Below are 19,759 nucleotides of genomic sequence, written 5' to 3'. Positions count from 1 at the left end.
CCCTATCTTCACCCTCTAATCGACGCAAAGGTGCAAAAAACAAAGTCAGCGGCGAATTAGTGCGCAGTATGTCGCAATAAACCCAGCAAAATACACGCAAGGCATTGGTTATTTTTAATCCAGTAATATTCTTAGCGCCGCTTTAACCTTTGCTTTACCGCAAAAGCTTGATAGCCTCGAACTAAGAAGGTTTTCGTAGGAGAAATAGATGGAATACAGACGCATACCGCATTCTAATCTCGAGGTCAGCAAAATTTGTTTGGGCACTATGACTTGGGGCGAGCAAAATACCCAAGCCGAAGCGTTTGCCCAACTGGATTACGCCATAGGTAATGGCATTAATTTTATTGATACGGCAGAAATGTATCCTGTCCCGCCTAAGCCTGAAACCCAAGGAGAGACGGAGCGCATCCTAGGCCAATATATCAAGGCCCGTGGCAATCGCGATGACTTAGTAATCGCCACTAAAATTGCCGCCCCGGGGGGCAAGAGTGACTATATTCGCAAGAATATGGCGCTGGACTGGAACAATATCCACCAAGCGGTCGATGCCTCACTCGAGCGTCTGCAAATAGATACTATCGATCTCTATCAACTCCATTGGCCGGATCGTAATACCAATTTCTTCGGCGAACTTTTTTACGACGAGCAAGAGATTGAGCATCACACCCCGATCCTCGAAACCCTCGAAGCCCTCGCCGAAGTCATTCGCCAAGGCAAAGTGCGCTATATCGGCGTGTCGAACGAAACCCCATGGGGCTTGATGAAGTATCTGCAACTGGCTGAAAAACATGGCTTGCCGCGGATTGTGAGTGTGCAAAATCCCTATAACTTGCTCAATCGCAGCTTTGAAGTGGGCATGAGTGAAATCAGCCACCGTGAAGAATTGCCGCTGCTCGCATACTCGCCTTTAGCCTTTGGCGCCTTAACGGGCAAATATTGCAATGGCCAATGGCCTGAAGGTGCGCGATTAACCCTGTTTAAACGCTTCGCCCGTTATACAGGCTCGCAAATGGCACTCGATGCCACGGCAGCTTATGTGGATTTAGCCCGTGAGTTCAAACTCACGCCGGCACAAATGGCATTAGCTTTTGTTAACTCACGTAAATTTGTCGGTTCAAACATCATAGGCGCCACGGATTTATATCAGTTGAAAGAGAATATCGACAGCCTAAAAGTCACGCTATCGCCTGAGTTGTTAGCACGATTAAACGAACTGTCCGATCAATTTAGATTACCTTGCCCCTAGTCTCTTGAGTCAGTGACTGACTTACGCTACTGATTGATGTTTTATGCTATTGCAGCGGTATCCCGACCGTTGCGATAGCGATTACAATAGCCCTGGTAATAGACATCAAAACTCGAGAAAAAGATGAAACAGGCGATTGTCCATATCGCACTTGTCGTAAGAGATTATGATGAGGCGATTGATTTTTATGTCAATAAACTCAAGTTCGAGTTGATTGAAGACAGCTATCAACCCGAACAGGATAAACGTTGGGTCGTGGTAGCGCCGCCCAATTCCCATGGTACGGCCCTACTGTTAGCCAAAGCCTCCAAACCCGAGCAGGAATCATTTATCGGCAACCAGGCCGGTGGTCGCGTGTTTTTATTCTTAAATACCGATGATTTTTGGCGCGATTATCACTATATGCAGTCCATTGGGATCCGCTTTATTCGCGAGCCTAAGGAGCAGGATTACGGCACAGTTGCCGTATTTGAAGATCTCTATGGCAACCGTTGGGATCTGCTGCAACTTAACCCAAATCATCCCATGGCAAAAAGATGCCAGTGACATTGTGATTAAATAAGTGAATCTCCCCCTCGACACTGATGCAGTAGTACCAAGCGCTAGTTACGACCAAGCACTCGGATTATAACAAGGTACTATCAGCCTAGATGCTGTAAAAACAAAAAAGCGAAGCCAAATGGCTTCGCTTTTTACCCAGATACCAATGGTATCTACTTCATTGGCCATGCGCGGTAAGACTTACCTTTAATGCGGCCGCTGGTGATCTTGTTCAGTGCCTTTTTAGCGACCTTACGGTTTACCGCCACATAGGCGCGATAATCGGTAACTTGGATTTTACCGACCTGTGAACCTTCGATACCGTTTTCGCCCGTCAGTGCACCTAAGATATCGCCGGGTCGAAGTTTCTCTTTTTTACCGCCATCGATCTGCAAAGTGATCATGGTCGGTGCTGCTGGTGTATTACCGAGCAGGCTTTCAGATGGCAATGATTCGCTGCTGATTTCACGATCTAAGTACTCTTCTAACAAGGCAATTTTGTAACCGTCTTGGTCGTTATAGAAGGTATAAGCTGCGCCTTTACTGCCCGCACGGCCAGTACGACCCACGCGGTGAATATGCACTTCGGTATCGTAGGCAACATGGTAGTTAAATACCGCATCGAGGGCATCGATATCCAGTCCACGGGCGGCCACGTCGGTCGCCACCAGCACACAGGCGCTCTTATTGGCAAATTGCAGCAGGGTTTCGTCCCTGTCTCTTTGCTCTAAATCGCCGTGCAATGCCAGGACGCTAAAGCCGAGGGACTCGAGTTCATCGGCCACTTTTTGGGTTTCGCGTTTGGTATTACAAAACACCACGGCGCTTTCAGGCTTATGTTCTAAGAGCAATAATTGCAACGCTTGCATGCGCGCTTTATCGTCATCGAGCTGATAGAAGTGTTGCTCAATGGTGTTTTTTTCATGGGTAACCGCCGCTTTTACCATGGTTGGGTTATACATGATTTGCTGAGCAATCGATTGAATTTGCTCGGGGAAAGTCGCACTAAATAGCAGTGTTTGGCGCTCACGCGGGGCCTGCTCAATAATCGCATCCAACGCAGGTTGGAAGCCCATTTCTAACATGCGGTCAGCCTCATCGAGCACTAACATGTTGAGATGGCTTAAATCTAAACGGTTGCGATCTAAGTGATCGACAATACGTCCCGGCGTTCCCACAATAATGTGCGCGCCATGTTCGAGCGAGCCCACCTGTGGCCCCATTGGCACACCACCGCAAAGGGTCAACACTTTAACATTGTGGATCCCACGGGCAAGGGTTCGGATTTCCTGCGCCACTTGGTCGGCCAATTCACGGGTCGGACACAGGACTAAGGTTTGAATACGAAAACGTTTTACATCGAGCTTATTCAGTAAGCCTAGACCGAAGGCGGCCGTTTTACCCGAACCGGTTTTCCCTTGGCCAATCACATCCTCACCCGCCAGAATGGGCGGCAAACTTTGCGCCTGAATTGGCGTCATTTCGTTGTAGCCCATTGAAGAAAGGTTCTCAAGCAATTCGTTTTTTAGCTTAAGAGTCGAAAAAGCCAGTGATGGAGTAGGCTTAGTATCTGAGTTGCTCAAAGGTGAATATCCTGTGGTGGGTAACGAAGCGGCTGCTAGGTTACTGAAATTGCGTTACTTATCGATTAAACGGGTATTTGTGGGCTTAAGATTGCCCTTAACACCAGTGCCAGCACTATCTAAAGGCTTGGCTATTGTAACAACAAAAGCAGGCTTTTGCCTTAAGTCTTAAATAATCCCTACTAAGGTAAGCATTCCCTCTTTGCAACCCAAAACAATAGCCCTGTCATCCCGCAATCGGGTACACAGGGCAAACGAACTCCCATTCTTTTGGCTATCAGGCAATTTGCCCAAAGCGACCTTCTTGATAATCGCGGATCGCCTGCTGAATTTCCGCTTGGGTATTCATCACAAAGGGGCCCATCTGGACGATTTTTTCACGGATAGGTTGACCCACAAATAATAGCATTCCCGCCCCGCGTTCATCGGCCTTAAGCTGCAATGGCATTTGGCTATCGAGCACTAAAAACTCGCCTTCATGATGTTGATTTGAAGCAGATGACCATTGGGAATCTTCGCCCTTACTCAAGCCGCCTTGGTAAATATAGAGTGCGGCAAACTCATGTTTGGATAAATCGAGCCGTGCTTCGCCATTGGCGTTAATCATCAAGTCGGCAATCGCCGCCGCTCCCGACAACCCTTGGATGGTCGAGCTAATAGCACTCTTGCCAGCAAATGCCCAATCCCCAGCCAAGGCTTTTAAGGTCGCGCCTGTGTCGTTACTGGTTTCAACGCTTGGGCTCGCTGCAGTGTCCTGATAGGTCGCAGGGCGCAGTTTATCCTTGGCCGGCATATTGACCCATATTTGGAAACCATGCAGACCATCGAGCGCATCGGCCAGCGGCATTTCAGAATGCACCACGCCGTAACCCGTGCTCATCCACTGCACATCGCCTGAGCGAATCGCCTTTACGTTGCCCATTTGATCGCGATGTTCAAAACCGCCCTTACGGATATAGGTAAAGGTTTCCATCCCACGGTGGGGATGTGGCGGAAATCCACCGATAAAATCCTGTTTATCATCGGATTTAATCTCATCCATCATCAAAAATGGGTCGAACTTAGTCGTGATAAAGTCAGCCACACGGCGAATATTGACCCCATCACCATCCATCGCGGGTTTAGCGGAAAACTGGCTTAATACTTTCATGATGCTCTCCTATCGGTTGAGCAAAACGATGCGCGAAACGCCAAGATCATACGGCTAATACAAGACGCAAACGCTTTGCTGATGAAGGCAGAATAACAAGGATGTTTACAAAAGAATAACGCGAAATCCCGGCCTAAACATTCGAAAAAATAGAATGGTAGATGCCTTATAAGGAGGTAAAGATTAGATGCTAAATGGGGCTAAGACCTTAGTGTTTGTGGATATCCATACACATAGACTGACTATGGCGTTCACACATAGATACAGTGAATAAAAACCTAATCCTGACTATTCTTTAATCCTTATTTGTGATTGGTTTTGGATACTTGAACGGGTAATCTACAACTCATAATCATTGAGGTGATCTATGGATAGAAAATCTTTAATACTACTGGCAATCATCCTACCTTTGTCGTCCTATGCCGAGGTCTATAAATGTGCGGATGGAAAATATCAATCAGATCCCTGTGATGAATCGAGCCAGCCCCTAGTGCTAACTAACGGTTCGTCGGTTGGGTTTGTTGTTCCAGAAAAGCGAGACAGTCCAGTAAGTGAATCTGCGCCTGTAAGCAATACTATCGAAACAAAAAAACACCCATGTGCAGGGGTTAAAGTTGACAGGGATGAAATTAGATTTCGTAACTTAGCTATGTGTATGACAGAGGCGCAAATGTTGTCTATCGCAGGCCCGCAGCAATATAGTTTTTATGAGTACTATCGGGAAGGTAGGCACTATAAGCAGTATTATTTTTCCGAACCTAGGGCTGGATTTGCGTCTGCCCCCTTAGTTGAAGATGGTTTTGTGGTCGATATAGGCTCTAGTGTTAGTTCTACCGATCAGTCACAACAGTGAACCGCGCTCTTTATAAAATAACTAAACCAGTCAGTAAATCTGTTCACCCATAAAGTAAATCCAGCCGCCAAAGTTAAATGAAGGTCAATTGTCAGTAGAAAGCATTAAATTTCAGCGGTGCCTTCGTTAATCACTTTGTAGACTGGAGTTTATTGGTTAGGTTATTGATTAAATGCTGTCTGACAGCAATAAAGGTGTAAACAATCATTTAATCAGGGATGTATATAATGCTCAAAAAATGGATAGTCATACTGATACCCCTTGCAGTCCTCGGCTTAAGCGGATGCGCGTCATCAAGTGATACAGATTCGACATCGGCAAGCACCCCCGAGCAGAAAACAACCAAGGAATGTGACAAAATCAGACCCACGGGTTCCAGCATTAGCCGTTGCAAAAAGTAACATTTTGCCTAATTATTCTGTGAAAATCTGGACGACGGAAAACTAAAAAGCACTGTAGATACAGTGCTTTCACCTATCAATCTCCCCCATAAGAAATAAACCACAATAAACAGCCACCCATTATAAACCAATAACATAATGCACTTTGGGTTTGCCTACAACCTGCTCAGGCTGAAGTGGCGTGAATGAGAGTTATCAAAAATCGCAGGGACAGCATCTAAGGCAACAAGTAACGCTAATTTATTCAAAAATGGTGTATTTCAGACGAGGTAAGTCATCCCATAGTGCTTGGGAGGTGCGAGGAGAGGATCATTTTTTAAGTGATATATGTAGCTGTCAGTAGCTTGGCGCTAGTTTCACTGATTGTCCCACGTTTGTCGCTTCGGATAATTCTGCCTGTATCATCTACTAATTCGAGGTAGCCCGTTAATAAAAACACAATGCCATTAAGTCGGTTATCACATTCATTACCGATAAAAGGCAGTAGATTTTGGGGCTACCCACCTTTTAATACGACCCGAAAGGCACCATAGTCACTCACTTTTTCAAAAAAGTAAGGCACGCCGAACCGCGTGGCTATAGCAATAGGGACTGATTAAAAAGAGGGGTTAAAGACTTGTCTGAGTTCTGCGAAGGCGCGGCATATAAACCTCCTTGTCTAATACTTAACCAAAGCTTAGTTGGAGATTAGCTACCGTACCATTAAGGCTGGGTGTTCAAATTTTCTTCCTAAGAACAAAAAAGCTAGCAAGTGCTAGCTTTTTTATGCGTCAATTTTCTTAGATAACCTTAAAAATCACGCAAGCTCTGCACGACAATGTTTGCAAATCTTCGCTTCTGCTTTGACTAATTCAGCACAATCTGGACATTTTTTCATATCACCGGATTGAATGGCATTGGCTTCAATCACTCCTTTTACTGGTGAAATAACTAATGCAATGATAAATCCTATAAGTGGAGAGAAAACGACCGCAAGAAGGAAGAATCCCAATCCAGAGCGACCTTTAGTGTTCGCATATACACCCACTAGAATTGCCAAAATTAACCATCCAAGAAACATAAACATAGTCATTTCCTTATTTACTTTAACTAACTCAAAATAGTCTTATTTATAAGCTATTGATTCATATCCGCTCGCAGTAAATACCGAACATCGATATTTTGCAATAGCCGATTGCCGTCTAATGACTAAGATACATTCACGAAGTCGATAAATCACTTTGGGGCAATAGCTTTTTAGTAGGACGAGCAGCGAGAAGGTTAGTTAAGATTGGCATTGTTGCAACTGTGACCGTTGGCGTCATGGCCGCTCTTTTACATCCATATGATCGCGGCATTCGTACATCCATGTACAGCAGATGCCGCCGTCGAGCCTATAGGGACACTGCTTTTTAAACAAAGAGCACGGCGTGTCACAGGGTAAGCAATGAAATCCTGCACAGCGAATTTGAGGGACTTTTGAAGTTCAGCTTTTAATAGTGAGGAGCAAAACCAAACCTAGTCCGGCTTAAACACCCCTATCACTGCGCCTGTGGCTTTTTCAGCTACCTTTTCATCGGTTTGCTGCTCGCGGTAATCGCACTCAGTGCATTCTACGGTTTCAATACCCTGTTCTTTGAACAGTAGAATACTGTCTTTGGCACCGCATTTAGGGCATTTTGCGCCTGCAACGAAACGCTTTTTGATTTTTGTTGTTGTCATACCTTGGACCAAATCGTTAGCCCTTGGGGCTAAATCATAAAAATTGTCGCTATTTTGCCACACTCCCTATCGATTACCAGCCTTACCTTAACGGCAAGCCGTTTGCAGCAAAACCTAAGGTCAACTCCGAAAGCGAGCACCCATCAGTTAAGGATTTACCTGACTAATAAAGACTCTAGCTATGGTCTGCGATGGACATGTAGGCTATTATCCATGCCCTGACGAATTCACGTTCTTACCAAGTTGTAGTTAATGATCAGCATCAACCAAGCGCAATTAATCCGTGGCAGCAAAACCCTGCTAGATGAAGCCTCTCTCACGATTTACCCCGGCCATAAAGTCGGGCTAGTCGGTGCCAACGGCACAGGTAAGTCCTCATTGCTCGCATTAATTTTAGGTCACTTGAGCCTAGACAAGGGTGAGTTTAGCCTGCCATCGGGCTGGCAAATCGCCACCGTTGCCCAGGAGACACCTGCACTTGACGTATCAGCCTTAGAATATGTGCTTGATGGTGATAAAGAATATCGCCAATTAGAAGCCGATTTACACACAGCTCAAGAGCAAAATGATGGCCATGCCATTGCGACCTTGCACGGTAAAATCGATGCTATCGGTGGTTATGCTATTCGCGCCCGCGCGGGTGCACTGCTGGCGGGTTTGGGCTTTAGCGAAGCCGAGCAAAGCAACCCTGTTAAGAGCTTTTCGGGTGGTTGGCGTATGCGCCTCAACTTAGCCCAAGCGCTACTGTGCCGCTCAGACTTATTACTGCTCGACGAACCCACCAACCACTTAGACCTAGATACCATGTACTGGCTCGAAGGTTGGATTAAATCCTATCAAGGCACTTTGATTTTAATCAGCCACGATAGGGACTTTATCGATGAAATCGTCGATGAAATCGTCCATGTTGAAAATCAAAAACTCAATTTCTATAAAGGCAATTACAGCGCCTTCGAACGTATTCGCGCCGAACGCATGTCACAGCAACAGGTTGCTTTCGAACGTCAACAAAAAGAACGGGCGCATATGCAGTCCTTCGTTGACCGTTTCCGCTACAAGGCGAGTAAGGCTAAACAAGCCCAGAGCCGCTTAAAGGCGCTGGAACGCATGACTGAGTTGCTACCGTCCCAGGCCGACAGCCCCTTTTATATGGAGTTTCGTCCACCCGAAGCCCTGCCTAATCCATTGATAAAAATGGAACAAGTGGCAGTGGGATATGGTGATAAACAAATCCTTAGCAAAGTGCATTTAAACTTAGTGCCCGGTGCCCGCATTGGTTTACTGGGCCGAAATGGCGCGGGTAAATCGACACTGATCAAGCTGTTATCCGGCCAACTGTCCCCGATGACGGGACTCTATGAGCCTAACCCTGGCCTTAATATTGGCTACTTTGCCCAGCACCAAATCGAATTTTTACGTTTAGACGATACACCACTGCAACATTTAGTGCGCCTTGCACCTAATGCCCGCGAACAGGAATTACGTAACTTCTTAGGCGGTTTTGGCTTTAATGGCGATATGGCGCTCTCACCCGTGCGGCCTTTTTCCGGCGGCGAGAAAGCCCGTTTAGTGCTCGCCCTGCTAGTGTGGCAACGCCCTAACCTATTATTGCTCGACGAACCAACCAACCATTTAGACCTAGAAATGCGCCATGCCCTGACAATGGCCTTGCAAACCTTTGAAGGTGCAATGGTTATCGTATCCCATGATCGTCATTTACTGCGGTTAACCTGTAGCGATTACTATCTGGTTGATCAAGGTGAAGTCCGCGCCTTCGAAGGTGATCTTGAGGATTACCACCAATGGCTGCTCGACGCGGCCAAGGCCAGCGCAAGTCAAACCAATAATAGCGATGACACTAAGCCCGCTGCCGATAAGAAGCTGCAAAAGCGCCTAGAGGCGGAGATCCGCCAGAAAGTGTCGCCCCTTAAACGTAAGCAAGCCAAGCTTGAAAACGATCAGCAAAAGCTCAGTGAGCGCCTCGCCGAACTCGAACATTTACTGGCCGATGGTGAATTGTATGAGCAAGACAATAAAGCCAAACTCACGGCCGTACTCAATGAGCGCACCAGTTTGACGCAAACTCTAGAAGAAAGTGAAATGCAATGGCTTGAGTTACAAGAAGAAATTGATGCAATGGAACTTGAGGTTATGGCCCAGTAACCCATAATCTCCACCCTAAGCCTAACGTACAAGGAAATAGTATGTCGGATGTCATTCAGTTAGACGGCCATATTTGGCATTGGTGTGATATGAGCTACGGGCAAAATAAGGCCCTGTGTCTCGAGTTGCAGGACAGCTGCCGAGTCAATGTGAATCTGTTACTGCTGGCACACTACCTAGATATCACCTTAGATGTCGCGGGCCCGAGGGAATACAGTGTTGAGCAATGGCAAATATTAGTGGCCGCCGTGAGCGAATGGGATGACAAATTCCTCACTCCCTATCGCCGCCTTCGTCGCCTTGCCAAAGCGAATCTAAACCAAGACGAATATCAGCAAATGCTCGATGTAGAACTGATGATAGAACGTAAAGCCCAACGTATTATTTTAAACGCTGTCAATAACCTACAACCCAAAGGTCAGCAGGCAAATCTAGTGAGTTATCTGAGTTTATTTGGGCTGGGTGAAGGGGATGTGCAACAACTCGGCCTGGTCACCCCTTAGCTCAATGCTTCTTGCGGTATCACTATCAAACCTAAGGTCAGGTGCTGCGGCCTTGAGGATAGCGTTTGCAGTTATCCTCAATCGTTAACCAACTCACCTGATTATCGGTATAAATATGGTAATTCGGTTTAATACTGCTCGGATTATCTAGGCTGGCAATGGTTAAGGTTAAATACTCTGGGTATTGGGTATGCCTATAGGTGAGCGAGCAGCCACATTGCTGGCAAAATCCCCGCCTGACACTCTCGGAGGAAGCAAACTCAGCCACTTTCCCCTTAAGCCAGCTCACCTGCTCTAACTTAACATCCATCCAAGCACCAAACACAGCGCCAATGCTCCTTTGGCACATAAGGCAATGGCAATAATCGGCATCGAAGGGCTCCCCTTCAATCCGATAACGAATGGCGCCACATAGACAGCCACCTTCTCGCAAGATCTTAGACATACCCATTCCCATCAACCTCACAAAGCAGATCCAAAGCTTAATACGATAAATCACCCCAGCAGTCACCCACAAGATCATCGATGCAGGCGGTGGTAATATAGCGAACATAGGTACTATGTGGGCGAAGCCAGCAGTAAAAGCAACGCCTTTATCCCTGCGGCTAAGCAAGCTACACATAAATCATCATCCTTAGAAAAGGTTAAATCAGGTATAACACTATGCTTAATATGAACTTTAGTGAACGTATCTTTATCGATACCGAGTCACAACCATGGTTACCAAGTCCTGCTCAAGGCGTGTGGCGCAAACCACTGGAGCGGGAGGCTAAAGAATCGGGACACACTACCAGCATAGTGAAATATGACCCGAGCTCCCAGTTTGCGACTCATGGGCATCCGCAAGGCGAAGAAATCTTTGTGCTCGAAGGGATATTTTCCGATGAAAACGGTGATTATCCCGCGGGCAGTTATCTTCGCCATCCACCCGGGAGTCAGCATGCGCCCTTTAGCCAAGAGGGCTGCGTAATCTTTGTAAAACTCAATCAATTCAATTCGCGAGATCTTGAGCTGGTCAGGATTAACACCCAAGAGACTCCATGGTTACCCGGCATTGGCGGTTTACAGGTAATGCCGTTACACGAGTTCGAGCACGAACATACCGCATTAGTGAAATGGCCTAAGGGAGAAAAGTTTCAACCCCATAGGCATTTTGGTGGTGAAGAAATTTTGGTGATATCGGGCAAGTTTCAAGATGAGCTAGGCGAATATCCGCGCCACACTTGGATACGCAGTCCCCATATGAGCGGCCATTTTCCCTTTGTCGAAGAAGAGACCATTATCTTAGTAAAAACAGGCCATTTACCCATCAGCACGATTTAGCCCTATCTGGCAGCAAATCGCTTTTGTGCCGCACAAGTGTTGACAGCACACTTCTGCGGCTTAGCAATTTATTGCTGATCCAAGGTTTAGATACAATCACCTTTTGCCATCGGTTAGCCTTTGCGCCAATGCGGTGGCATTACGGGCGGTAATGCCATAAATCGACAACTGCGGATTAGCGCCAAGACTGGTGGGGAAAATAGAGCCATCCATCACCGACAGATTTTCAAGATAGTGCGACTGGCCGTAACTATTAACCATTGAAAGCTTTTCATCTTCACCAAAGGGGCAGCCGCCCATCACATGGGCCGATGCAACTACGGTACGCAGTGGGGCAAGTGACATCTGGGCAATACTTTCTTTGGCATCCTGCCAAGAGGTGAGATAGGGCATTCCATCACTGATCGGCAGCACTTTTAATGCCCCTGCTGAAAATTGTAATTCCGCCATGCTGGCATAGGCGCGCCGCGCCGCCCGCCAAAACGCATCGGTCAGTGGGTAATCCAAGGTAAAACCCGTCGACGTCAAATGCACTTGCCCACCTTGACTATCGGGGTGATAGCCATCTCTCACTAAGGCAATAGTGACCTGCAATTGGTTAAATTGCGACATTAACTCGGCGTGGCTCGTGCCATAGCCCAATGTTTTTGAAGATATTAATATTGGATGCACGGGTGGAACTTCGAGTTTGTACCCCAGTTCCCCCTCCGCGCCATCCCGCCATACAAATTCATCGGAGTAGATAGACTGGGGAGCGCCACTATGGGCATTTATCGCATCGCCAAATACGCCGCCAGAGAGCAACGTAGGGTGTAAAAAGGTACGTTTGCCCAATAAACTATGGGGATCGGGCACTTGGGAGCGCATCATCAGGGTCGGTGTGTGGATAGCGCCAGCACTCAAAATATAATGCTTAGCTTTAAATAGCAGCTCAATGTCAGTGGGCCTTAAATTCACATCCAGCGCCTGCGCCTTTAACGCAAACACTTGGCCATTGTGGTGCTCAATCTTAACGACTCTTGCCCGACTGATCAGCTGCGCACCTTTGTCCAATGCCGCAGGAATGGTGGTGACTAACATAGATTGTTTCGCATTGACGGGGCAGCCCATGCCGCAATATCCCGTATTCCAACACCCCGCCACATTGCGTTTGATAACAGTGTAATCCCAGCCTAGATTGATGCAGCCCTGCTTCAATGCCCCGTTATTACGATTGGGTTCGTAATTCCACTCATGGATATTAAGCCGTTGTTCCATCTGCTCAAACCAGGGATCTAAACTCTCACGATTTAATCCTGCAACCGACTTATGTTGCTCCCAAAAGGCCAAAGCCTCAGTCGGGGTACGAATCGAGGTCGTCCAATTCACCGTTGTCGAACCACCTACGGCGCGGCCCTGAAAAATGCCAATGGCCTTGTCGGCGGTTTTCATCGCCGCCGCCTGCTGGTACAAATTGGGATAGGCGGTCCGCTCTTCCATATTAAAATCGCTAGAAGATTTTAGCGGCCCCGCCTCAATCATGATCACGCTAAGTCCGGCTTGGGTGAGGATTTCAGCCGCCACACCACCACCTGCACCCGTACCGACAATGATAACATCAGCCTCAAAGTTTTGATTTTCTTGTAGTTGACTGGCATCGGTATGTAACCAACCCGAATTTAAACCATTCACTATGGGATCTATGATTGCCAAGTTATGTGCTCCATTGCCGCGGGAAGTCTTGCTCTCGATTGATGTGGACTGTGTTGGTTTTAATAATGCAAAACCGCTTTAGGACTTAAATAATTCTGGCTTGGCATAGTGCAGACGACTCCAATGTTCGGGGCAAGCGTAATAACTTGCCATCACCAGTTCCCTCAAACCTAAATAAGCCGTTTGCAAGAGGACAAAATAGCTGTGACGCCAACTTTCGAGCATTTGGGTTAACTCGGCGGGGGAGCGCAGCAGCAGTGGCGTCATACTCGAGGTCAACACCAATAGCCCCAAACGATTCTCGAGCATAGCTAAGAGTTCAAATAACTCGGCCTGCTGCTCATCCGGCAGCACAGAAATCGATTGGTTGATGGCATCTAAGGTACGGTTTTGCGCCGCCAGTTTGTGAGTCGCCACATCGGGGAGCGCCCCTTCAAGCATCACAGGCAAGAGCACGCTAAATAACAGACGGTAATCTTTAGCCTCATCCTCATCGGGCACACTAAACTCCGGAGAATAGAGGTTGACCCCTAGGGCTAATGCCGCCGTTCCGGCAAACGTGCCCAGTAAAAAGGTACGTCTATTCATCTCGTTCTCCTAAAACGTTTAGTGATAAACAATTGTGCTACAATAGCCGCGGATCTAAATTAAACATACGTTTTAATTTTCAGCAATAGTCGATACCAAGATAAAATCCCATGCTAAATACCTTTATGCCGCCTTGGTGGGCCAAGAGTCCCCATATACAAACGATTTTGCCCGTCTTCACTAAAGTGGCCAAACCTGTGCTGCAGAGGCAACGCCTAGAGCTACCCGATGGGGATTTTATCGATCTAGACTGGCAAGGCTCCCCGCAGGAAAGCGCGCCAATTGTGGTGATCATCCATGGTTTAGAGGGAAGTTCCCAGTCACATTATGCCAGACGCTTACTCCTCGCCTGCAAGGAGAAACAACTCACCGCGGTAGTGCATCACCATAGAAGTTGTTCCGGTGAAAGCAATCGCCTCGCCCGCAGTTACCACAGCGGAGATACGGATGATTTGCAGTTTAGCCTATTGAAACTGCAACAAACCTATCCACAATCACCTCTACTCGCCGTAGGTTACAGTTTAGGTGGCAATGTATTGACTAAATACCAGGGCGAATATCAAGACGACAGCCTATTGACCCGAGCCGTCGTCGTCTCGGCGCCGCTACAATTATCGGCCTGCGCTAAACGCTTAGAGAATGGCTTTTCAAAAGTGTATCAAAGCCATTTAATCAAACAGTTACAACAAAAAATTAGCCAAAAATTAGCCGATCCGGATTTGGCCGATACGATTTCCCTAAGTCAGATGCAAGTCGCCCAACTGCATACCTTTTATGACTTCGATGACAAAGTCACAGCGCCACTACACGGTTTTGCGGGTGTTGATGACTACTATGCCCGAGCCAGTGGGTTGCCCTTTGTTAGCCGTATCACAAAACCCACACTGATACTGCACGCCAAGGACGATCCCTTTATGACAGACGATGTCATTCCGCATCCTAGCCAAGTGTCTGAACATGTTGAATATGAATTACACGCCTATGGTGGCCATGTCGGCTTTATCGAAGGTGGCACCCCATGGAAACCCCGTTACTTTCTCGAACGGCGCATTTTAGATTTTTTACTTGGCGATGGTCATTAACGCTTTGCCACAAGGAAACCCTATGCTTGTTCCCTATGAAGCCCTTTTACAACTGCCAAATGAAACATTGGTCAATTTGATCCGTGAATATCTGTTTGGCCAAGTGGAGGATGGCAGCTTTGCTAGCCTCGATGAGCAGGAATTATCCCAAGCGATAGTTCAATGTCAACAAGCACTTAAGCAAGGTAAGCTAGTGTTAGAATACAGTGAGGATGACGAATCCTTTGCCATACGCTCGGCGGATCAAATTACCAAACGGCAAGATTGACCCACACAGCCACTGTACCGTATAAATAGAACTCGTGGTTTTATCGCTTGCCATAAGCGGCTCTTTTGGTTCCCAGCTAGGTAGAAAAAATGTCAGCAAAACATCCCATTATTGCAGTTACTGGCTCGTCCGGTGCTGGAACCACTACAACGACGACGGCCTTTAGCCATATTTTTCGCCAACTCGGGATCAATGCCGCCTTTGTCGAGGGGGACAGTTTTCACCATTACACCCGCGCCGAAATGGAAGTGATGATCCGCAAATCCCAGGCCGAAAACCGCAACCTCAGTTACTTCGGCCCTGAGGCCAATAACTTTGCCCGTTTAGAACAATGCTTTCGCGATTACAGCGCCACAGGCCAAGGTGAAACCCGCAGCTATTTGCACACCTTTGACGAGGCAGTGCCCTTTAATCAAATGCCCGGCACTTTTACCCAATGGCGGCCACTCCCTGAAAATACCGATATGCTCTATTACGAAGGTCTGCACGGCGGCGTAGTGACGGCGGATGCCAATGTCGCCCAACATGTGGATTTGCTTATCGGCATGGTGCCCATTGTTAACTTAGAGTGGATCCAAAAAATTATTCGCGACACCTCGGAGCGCGGCCATAGCCGCGAAAAGGTCATGGGCTCGATTGTCCGCAGTATGGACGATTACATTAAGCATATGACACCGCAGTTTTCCCGCACCCATATCAACTTTCAACGGGTGCCGACGGTGGATACCTCTAACCCTTTCAGTGCAAAAGATATTCCGAGCCTAGACGAGAGCTTTGTGGTGATCCGTTTCCGCGGCATCAACAATGTCGATTTCCCCTTTTTCCTGAGTATGATCCAAGGCTCTTTTATGTCGCGGGTTAACACACTTGTTGTCCCCGGCGGTAAAATGTCCCTCGCCATGGAGTTGATTCTCACGCCGCTAATTAAAGATCTGATGGAAAAACGCCAACAACTTAATACCCCAGAGGCGACTTAAGCTAGCGCGTATTTTCAGAGGGATTTGACTAAAGGCTAATGAAATAAAGTCTTTTTTAGCAATGGATTAAGCTTGATTTAAGCCATAGAAGTTACTCTTGTCGGCATCGGGATTTCAGGCGAAAGAACGATAGTTGGCATACTCTTGGGAGTTAATTCCCCCATCTTGATCTGTTGATTCCCTTGAGTATGTCAGCAACCTTTTATGGATAGTTAATTCCGCATCCATGCTTGATCCGTTGATTCCCTTGAATATGTCAGCAACCTCATCTAAAACATTAAGTCTTCAGAGTTAATCCCACATCCATGCTTGATCTGTTGATTCCCTTGAGTATGTCAGCAACCTCCTTATGAAGTGTTAATTCCGCCTCCATGCTTGATCCGCTGATTCCCTTGAGTATGTCAGCAACCTCCTTATTAAGTGTTAATTCCACATCCATGCTTGATCCGCTGATTCCCTTGTGTATGTCAGCAACCTTTAAGTCTTTAGAGTTAATTCCGCCTCCATGCTTGATCCGTTGATTCCCTTGAATATGCCAAGAGCGGTTCTCGGAAAACAGAACGTTCGTAAACTCACTCACAGAACGCTGCGCTCACCGTAAGAGCAAAGCCCGTTCGGTAAACCGTGAGTCACGAAGTGACGTTCTGTAGCAGCTTGCTGCGTGCCGTCATCCGAACGTCCTAGCATGCCGAAGGCCGTTCTAGATTCTTATACATCACCATACACTCTAAGGCGATCCCCCGGGGTGAGCAGTAGATTGACTCCTCCTCCAAACCTTCACCACCAAAACCACAGTGGCGATAAAAATCCACCGCATTCAAGGTCGATTCCAGCCTGAGTTGGGCAATCCCCTGATTAAAAGCCATATTTTCAATAAATTGTAACAGCGCCTTACCCACTCCGAGCCTCATGGCATCGGGGGAAACAAACAGCGCTTCTAACTGGGCATAGGGCGCATCTAGCATAGCTGTGCCTACGACTTTTTTATCCGGCGATTTCTCCGTAAGTAGTTCAGCCAGATAAAAATGGGCATCAACGATACGGCTAAACTGCTCGGTCAGTTCGCCTGCGGTCCAAATTTGCAGATCGCCTGCGGCATAAAATCCGGCGCAGCCTTTATTGATGGCGGCATTGCGGATATCCCAGCAGGACTGCGCATCCGCCTTAGTCGCTTTTCGTATTGTTATCATCACGTTTCCTGATAAAACATCTCTGCCGTAACATGCCATGAAGCCGTATAAACACCAAGTAAATGATTGGACTAGCATTTCACCTAATAAAAAACCGCCCGAAGGCGGTTTTACATCAAGGCTGTGGAAACTTAAAGCTCTGCACTAGCCTAGCTTATGGTTAGTCATAAGCTTTTAGCAGTTATTAAGCTTTGAGCCATTCTTAAGCTTTAATCAGTTCACTGATAGTCAATACGCCGTGGGTGGTGGCGCCCGCGCCCCACAGTGCTGAAGCCGAATCTTCAAAAGCACCCGCTAAATCGACATGTAGCCATTGAGCTTCGGGTGATACAAAGCGCCACAGGAAGCCCGCCGCATTGGAAGCGCCACCTGCGCCGCCGCCTTTGACCGGACGACTGTTCGCGGTATCAGCATAGGCCGATGGACACATCTCTTTATGCCAAGGGTCCAGTGGTAGCGGCCATACGCGTTCGGCCACACTCGCCGCCTTTTGCTGCGCCAATTGTAAAATCTCTGCCTGTGGCGAGAAAATCGCGTTGTAGTTTGAACCTACTGCCATCACAGCGGCGCCAGTCAGGGTCGCGGCGTCGATAATGAAAGGCGCACCTGTAGCAGAGGCCGCTTGCAGACCATCGGCCAGCACTAAACGACCTTCCGCATCTGTATTGACCACTTCCACTGTCACACCATTTTTGTAGGTCAGGATATCGCCAAGTTTGTAAGCGCGGCCACTGATCAGGTTTTCAGCGCAACATAAGAAGAGTTTAACCCGCTTATTTAGGCCAGATTTAATCGCCAAACCGAGTGCGGCTGTGACTGTCGCCGCGCCGCCCATATCGCACTTCATACCTAACATGCCTTCGGAGGCTTTGATGCTGTAGCCGCCTGAGTCGAAGGTGATGCCTTTACCCACAAGCGCAACAGACACTGGCGCATCGGCGGCTAATGGGTTGAAATCTAACTCTAACATCGCCGGTGGACGCTCACTGCCGCGGCCCACAGCATGGATACCAATCCATTGTTCTTCGAGCAGCGCTTCGCCTTCGATAATCCGATAGCTGACCTTAGCACCACCGATATCGGCTAACCATTTGGCCGCTTGTTGGGCCAGTTTCACTGGCGATAGGTTTTCAGGCGTATCGTTGATCAGTTGACGGGCAAAGGTCGCGACGTCGAGTCGGCGCTGTAATTCGGCTTGCACCGCATCATCACCACACCATTGAATTTGATAGCCCGTTTTCGCGGTTGCAAAACCTTGGGCGAACACCCACTGGCTATTCAGATCCCAAAGCTGTCCTTCCAATGCAACGCTGCTAATACCTTGGCTACGTAGCTTACGCGCCGCCATTTGAATTTGGCGCAGCTCATCACCACCCGCTAAATGAATTTGCGCCCCTTCGACGCTGAAAGTCACATCGGCCTTGCCCCAGTGGGCTGCGGCAGTTTCTTTTGTGAGTCGCACTTGCATTATGTCAGTCACTTTTAGTTCACTCATTAGGGATCCTTATTTTTCGATTCGTTTTAGAATAATCAATCAGCACAATCAATCAGCAATCAGAACAAACTTTATCGCCGCAGTGTACTGCTAGCCGCCTGCGACGCAAAGCGATTGCCGGAAGTTACTCAGGTAAAATCTGTAAACATTTGCGAAATTTGCTAGTCTTTGGGGCTAATGATTATCGAGATAGGTTAAGGGCATGCGCTTTACTCCAGCACTAATGCAGGGAAAATTACTCAGGCGTTACAAGCGCTTTCTCGCCGACATCGCACTTGCCGATGGCACGGAAATCACCATCCACTGCCCCAATACGGGCTCGATGCGCAATTGCCTCTTTCCCGGCGAGCCGGTCTGGTTCTCAACCTCCGCCAATCCTAAACGCAAATATGCCCACACCTGGGAGCTGATGGGCACCCCAGAGGGTGGGCTCATTGGCATACATTCGGGAAATGCCAATGCACTGGTGGAAGAAGCGATTAAGCAGGGCATAATCAGCGAACTCTCGGGTTATGACAGCCTAAGGCGCGAAGTCAAATATGGGGATGAAAATAGCCGCATCGATCTATTGCTCGAGGGTGCTCAAAAACCCGCCTGTTATATAGAAGTCAAAAGTTGTACTTTACTCGAAGGGGAGCAAGGCTATTTCCCCGATGCGGTGAGTCTACGCGGCCAAAAACATTTGCGGGAATTGATACAAATGGTCAACCTTGGACACAGGGCTGTGTTGCTTTTTGTCGTACAACACACACAGATCCACAGTGTCGCCCCCGCGGAACATATCGACCCTGAATATGCTAAGCTACTGAAAATGGCGGCTTTAGCGGGAGTGGAGGTCTTGGCCTATCGCTGCGAAATATCCCCCACAGAGATACACCTAGCCCAAGCATGCCCAGTCCGAGTATGATGTTAAGATCCAGTAAATTTAAAATTAAATTCAATTAGCGAACATAGTCATAAATTTCAATGACGGCGAACTGAAAAATTTGCCTCGTTGTAAA

Annotated in this window: 20 protein-coding genes and 1 pseudogene; 10 read left to right on the top strand and 11 right to left on the bottom strand. The window is 47.7% G+C overall.

Annotated elements, in window-relative coordinates; all coding sequences use genetic code 11:
- Positions 1–208 precede the first annotated feature (208 nt).
- Positions 209–1,249, top strand: a complete 1,041-nt coding sequence (locus JFT56_RS03775) for an NADP(H)-dependent aldo-keto reductase (protein ID WP_198782381.1) — start codon at positions 209–211, stop codon at positions 1,247–1,249.
- Positions 1,250–1,372: 123 nt separating this feature from the next.
- Complete coding sequence (locus tag JFT56_RS03770) at positions 1,373–1,795, top strand: VOC family protein (protein ID WP_198782380.1); 423 nt, start codon at positions 1,373–1,375, stop codon at positions 1,793–1,795.
- 167 nt (positions 1,796–1,962) lie between these two features.
- Here JFT56_RS03770 and dbpA read toward each other — a convergent pair whose 3' ends face one another.
- Together dbpA and JFT56_RS03760 are read right to left on the bottom strand one after the other, a co-directional pair.
- Entirely contained in the window at positions 1,963–3,372 is a 1,410-nt protein-coding gene (gene dbpA, locus JFT56_RS03765; RefSeq protein WP_198782379.1) for an ATP-dependent RNA helicase DbpA, read from the bottom strand.
- A gap of 277 nt (positions 3,373–3,649) precedes the next feature.
- The gene (locus JFT56_RS03760; protein ID WP_198782378.1) at positions 3,650–4,522 is read right to left on the bottom strand and encodes a pirin family protein; all 873 of its coding nucleotides are present in this window, start codon (positions 4,520–4,522) and stop codon (positions 3,650–3,652) included.
- Between the two features lie 367 nt (positions 4,523–4,889).
- Between JFT56_RS03760 and JFT56_RS03755 the strand changes: the two genes are divergently transcribed.
- The gene (locus JFT56_RS03755; protein ID WP_198783663.1) at positions 4,890–5,375 is read left to right on the top strand and encodes a hypothetical protein; all 486 of its coding nucleotides are present in this window, start codon (positions 4,890–4,892) and stop codon (positions 5,373–5,375) included.
- A gap of 738 nt (positions 5,376–6,113) precedes the next feature.
- Here JFT56_RS03755 and JFT56_RS19890 read toward each other — a convergent pair.
- The 3 genes and pseudogenes from JFT56_RS19890 to JFT56_RS03745 all read right to left on the bottom strand — a co-directional run.
- Positions 6,114–6,272, bottom strand: a pseudogene (locus JFT56_RS19890) (transposase); the annotation flags it as partial.
- A 300-nt stretch (positions 6,273–6,572) separates the two neighbouring features.
- Entirely contained in the window at positions 6,573–6,842 is a 270-nt protein-coding gene (locus tag JFT56_RS03750; protein ID WP_198782377.1) for a hypothetical protein, read from the bottom strand.
- 431 nt (positions 6,843–7,273) lie between these two features.
- Positions 7,274–7,477, bottom strand: a complete 204-nt coding sequence (locus JFT56_RS03745; RefSeq protein WP_198782376.1) for a YheV family putative zinc ribbon protein — start codon at positions 7,475–7,477, stop codon at positions 7,274–7,276.
- A gap of 252 nt (positions 7,478–7,729) precedes the next feature.
- On the opposite strand from JFT56_RS03745, the gene JFT56_RS03740 reads away from it, so the two are divergent.
- Together JFT56_RS03740 and JFT56_RS03735 are read left to right on the top strand one after the other, a co-directional pair.
- Entirely contained in the window at positions 7,730–9,640 is a 1,911-nt protein-coding gene (locus tag JFT56_RS03740) for an ABC transporter ATP-binding protein (protein ID WP_198782375.1), read from the top strand.
- Positions 9,641–9,681: 41 nt separating this feature from the next.
- Complete coding sequence (locus tag JFT56_RS03735; protein WP_198782374.1) at positions 9,682–10,143, top strand: DUF2390 domain-containing protein; 462 nt, start codon at positions 9,682–9,684, stop codon at positions 10,141–10,143.
- A 37-nt stretch (positions 10,144–10,180) separates the two neighbouring features.
- Here the strand turns inward: JFT56_RS03735 and JFT56_RS03730 are convergent, their stop codons facing one another.
- The gene (locus JFT56_RS03730) at positions 10,181–10,588 is read right to left on the bottom strand and encodes a GFA family protein (RefSeq protein ID WP_198783490.1); all 408 of its coding nucleotides are present in this window, start codon (positions 10,586–10,588) and stop codon (positions 10,181–10,183) included.
- A gap of 218 nt (positions 10,589–10,806) precedes the next feature.
- Between JFT56_RS03730 and JFT56_RS03725 the strand changes: the two genes are divergently transcribed.
- Positions 10,807–11,466: a cupin domain-containing protein gene (locus tag JFT56_RS03725; protein WP_198782373.1), complete on the top strand. Its 660-nt coding sequence runs from the start codon at positions 10,807–10,809 to the stop codon at positions 11,464–11,466.
- Positions 11,467–11,562: 96 nt separating this feature from the next.
- On the opposite strand, the gene JFT56_RS03720 is transcribed toward JFT56_RS03725, so the two are convergent.
- On the bottom strand, positions 11,563–13,158 hold the full coding sequence (locus JFT56_RS03720; RefSeq protein WP_198782372.1) for a GMC family oxidoreductase: 1,596 nt from the start codon (positions 13,156–13,158) through the stop codon (positions 11,563–11,565).
- 78 nt (positions 13,159–13,236) lie between these two features.
- Positions 13,237–13,746 (bottom strand): TAT leader-containing periplasmic protein, encoded by a 510-nt coding sequence (locus tag JFT56_RS03715; protein WP_198782371.1) that lies wholly within the window; start codon positions 13,744–13,746, stop codon positions 13,237–13,239.
- 110 nt (positions 13,747–13,856) lie between these two features.
- Between JFT56_RS03715 and JFT56_RS03710 the strand changes: the two genes are divergently transcribed.
- From JFT56_RS03710 to JFT56_RS03700, 3 genes are all read left to right on the top strand, one after another.
- On the top strand, positions 13,857–14,828 hold the full coding sequence (locus JFT56_RS03710; RefSeq protein WP_198782370.1) for a hydrolase: 972 nt from the start codon (positions 13,857–13,859) through the stop codon (positions 14,826–14,828).
- A 22-nt stretch (positions 14,829–14,850) separates the two neighbouring features.
- On the top strand, positions 14,851–15,096 hold the full coding sequence (locus tag JFT56_RS03705; RefSeq protein WP_198782369.1) for a YheU family protein: 246 nt from the start codon (positions 14,851–14,853) through the stop codon (positions 15,094–15,096).
- Positions 15,097–15,185: 89 nt separating this feature from the next.
- Positions 15,186–16,073, top strand: a complete 888-nt coding sequence (locus JFT56_RS03700; RefSeq protein ID WP_198782368.1) for a phosphoribulokinase — start codon at positions 15,186–15,188, stop codon at positions 16,071–16,073.
- Between the two features lie 277 nt (positions 16,074–16,350).
- Here the strand turns inward: JFT56_RS03700 and JFT56_RS03695 are convergent, their stop codons facing one another.
- From JFT56_RS03695 to pepB, 3 genes are all read right to left on the bottom strand, one after another.
- Positions 16,351–16,653: a hypothetical protein gene (locus JFT56_RS03695; protein ID WP_198782367.1), complete on the bottom strand. Its 303-nt coding sequence runs from the start codon at positions 16,651–16,653 to the stop codon at positions 16,351–16,353.
- 100 nt (positions 16,654–16,753) lie between these two features.
- Positions 16,754–17,263, bottom strand: a complete 510-nt coding sequence (locus JFT56_RS03690) for a GNAT family N-acetyltransferase (protein WP_198782366.1) — start codon at positions 17,261–17,263, stop codon at positions 16,754–16,756.
- Positions 17,264–17,465: 202 nt separating this feature from the next.
- Positions 17,466–18,758, bottom strand: a complete 1,293-nt coding sequence (gene pepB / locus JFT56_RS03685) for an aminopeptidase PepB (RefSeq protein ID WP_198782365.1) — start codon at positions 18,756–18,758, stop codon at positions 17,466–17,468.
- 202 nt (positions 18,759–18,960) lie between these two features.
- On the opposite strand from pepB, the gene sfsA reads away from it, so the two are divergent.
- Positions 18,961–19,665, top strand: coding sequence for a DNA/RNA nuclease SfsA (gene sfsA, locus JFT56_RS03680; RefSeq protein WP_198782364.1), 705 nt, complete (start codon positions 18,961–18,963; stop codon positions 19,663–19,665).
- Positions 19,666–19,759 lie beyond the last annotated feature (94 nt).

Source organism: Shewanella putrefaciens (genome assembly GCF_016406305.1).
GTDB lineage: Bacteria > Pseudomonadota > Gammaproteobacteria > Enterobacterales > Shewanellaceae > Shewanella > Shewanella putrefaciens_C.
This window is presented reverse-complemented; position numbering and strand designations above follow the sequence as displayed.

Excerpts from the sequence above, each read along its gene's own strand:
- JFT56_RS03775 (WP_198782381.1), top strand. The coding sequence starts at position 209 with ATGGAATACAGACGCATACCGCATTCTAATCTCGAGGTCAGCAAAATT.
- JFT56_RS03770 (WP_198782380.1), top strand. The coding sequence starts at position 1,373 with ATGAAACAGGCGATTGTCCATATCGCACTTGTCGTAAGAGATTATGAT.
- JFT56_RS03760 (WP_198782378.1), bottom strand. The coding sequence starts at position 4,522 with ATGAAAGTATTAAGCCAGTTTTCCGCTAAACCCGCGATGGATGGTGAT.
- JFT56_RS03755 (WP_198783663.1), top strand. The coding sequence starts at position 4,890 with ATGGATAGAAAATCTTTAATACTACTGGCAATCATCCTACCTTTGTCG.
- JFT56_RS03750 (WP_198782377.1), bottom strand. The coding sequence starts at position 6,842 with ATGTTTATGTTTCTTGGATGGTTAATTTTGGCAATTCTAGTGGGTGTA.
- JFT56_RS03745 (WP_198782376.1), bottom strand. The coding sequence starts at position 7,477 with ATGACAACAACAAAAATCAAAAAGCGTTTCGTTGCAGGCGCAAAATGC.
- JFT56_RS03740 (WP_198782375.1), top strand. The coding sequence starts at position 7,730 with ATGATCAGCATCAACCAAGCGCAATTAATCCGTGGCAGCAAAACCCTG.
- JFT56_RS03735 (WP_198782374.1), top strand. The coding sequence starts at position 9,682 with ATGTCGGATGTCATTCAGTTAGACGGCCATATTTGGCATTGGTGTGAT.
- JFT56_RS03730 (WP_198783490.1), bottom strand. The coding sequence starts at position 10,588 with ATGTCTAAGATCTTGCGAGAAGGTGGCTGTCTATGTGGCGCCATTCGT.
- JFT56_RS03725 (WP_198782373.1), top strand. The coding sequence starts at position 10,807 with ATGCTTAATATGAACTTTAGTGAACGTATCTTTATCGATACCGAGTCA.
- JFT56_RS03715 (WP_198782371.1), bottom strand. The coding sequence starts at position 13,746 with ATGAATAGACGTACCTTTTTACTGGGCACGTTTGCCGGAACGGCGGCA.
- JFT56_RS03710 (WP_198782370.1), top strand. The coding sequence starts at position 13,857 with ATGCTAAATACCTTTATGCCGCCTTGGTGGGCCAAGAGTCCCCATATA.
- JFT56_RS03705 (WP_198782369.1), top strand. The coding sequence starts at position 14,851 with ATGCTTGTTCCCTATGAAGCCCTTTTACAACTGCCAAATGAAACATTG.
- JFT56_RS03700 (WP_198782368.1), top strand. The coding sequence starts at position 15,186 with ATGTCAGCAAAACATCCCATTATTGCAGTTACTGGCTCGTCCGGTGCT.
- JFT56_RS03690 (WP_198782366.1), bottom strand. The coding sequence starts at position 17,263 with ATGATAACAATACGAAAAGCGACTAAGGCGGATGCGCAGTCCTGCTGG.
- pepB (WP_198782365.1), bottom strand. The coding sequence starts at position 18,758 with ATGAGTGAACTAAAAGTGACTGACATAATGCAAGTGCGACTCACAAAA.
- sfsA (WP_198782364.1), top strand. The coding sequence starts at position 18,961 with ATGCGCTTTACTCCAGCACTAATGCAGGGAAAATTACTCAGGCGTTAC.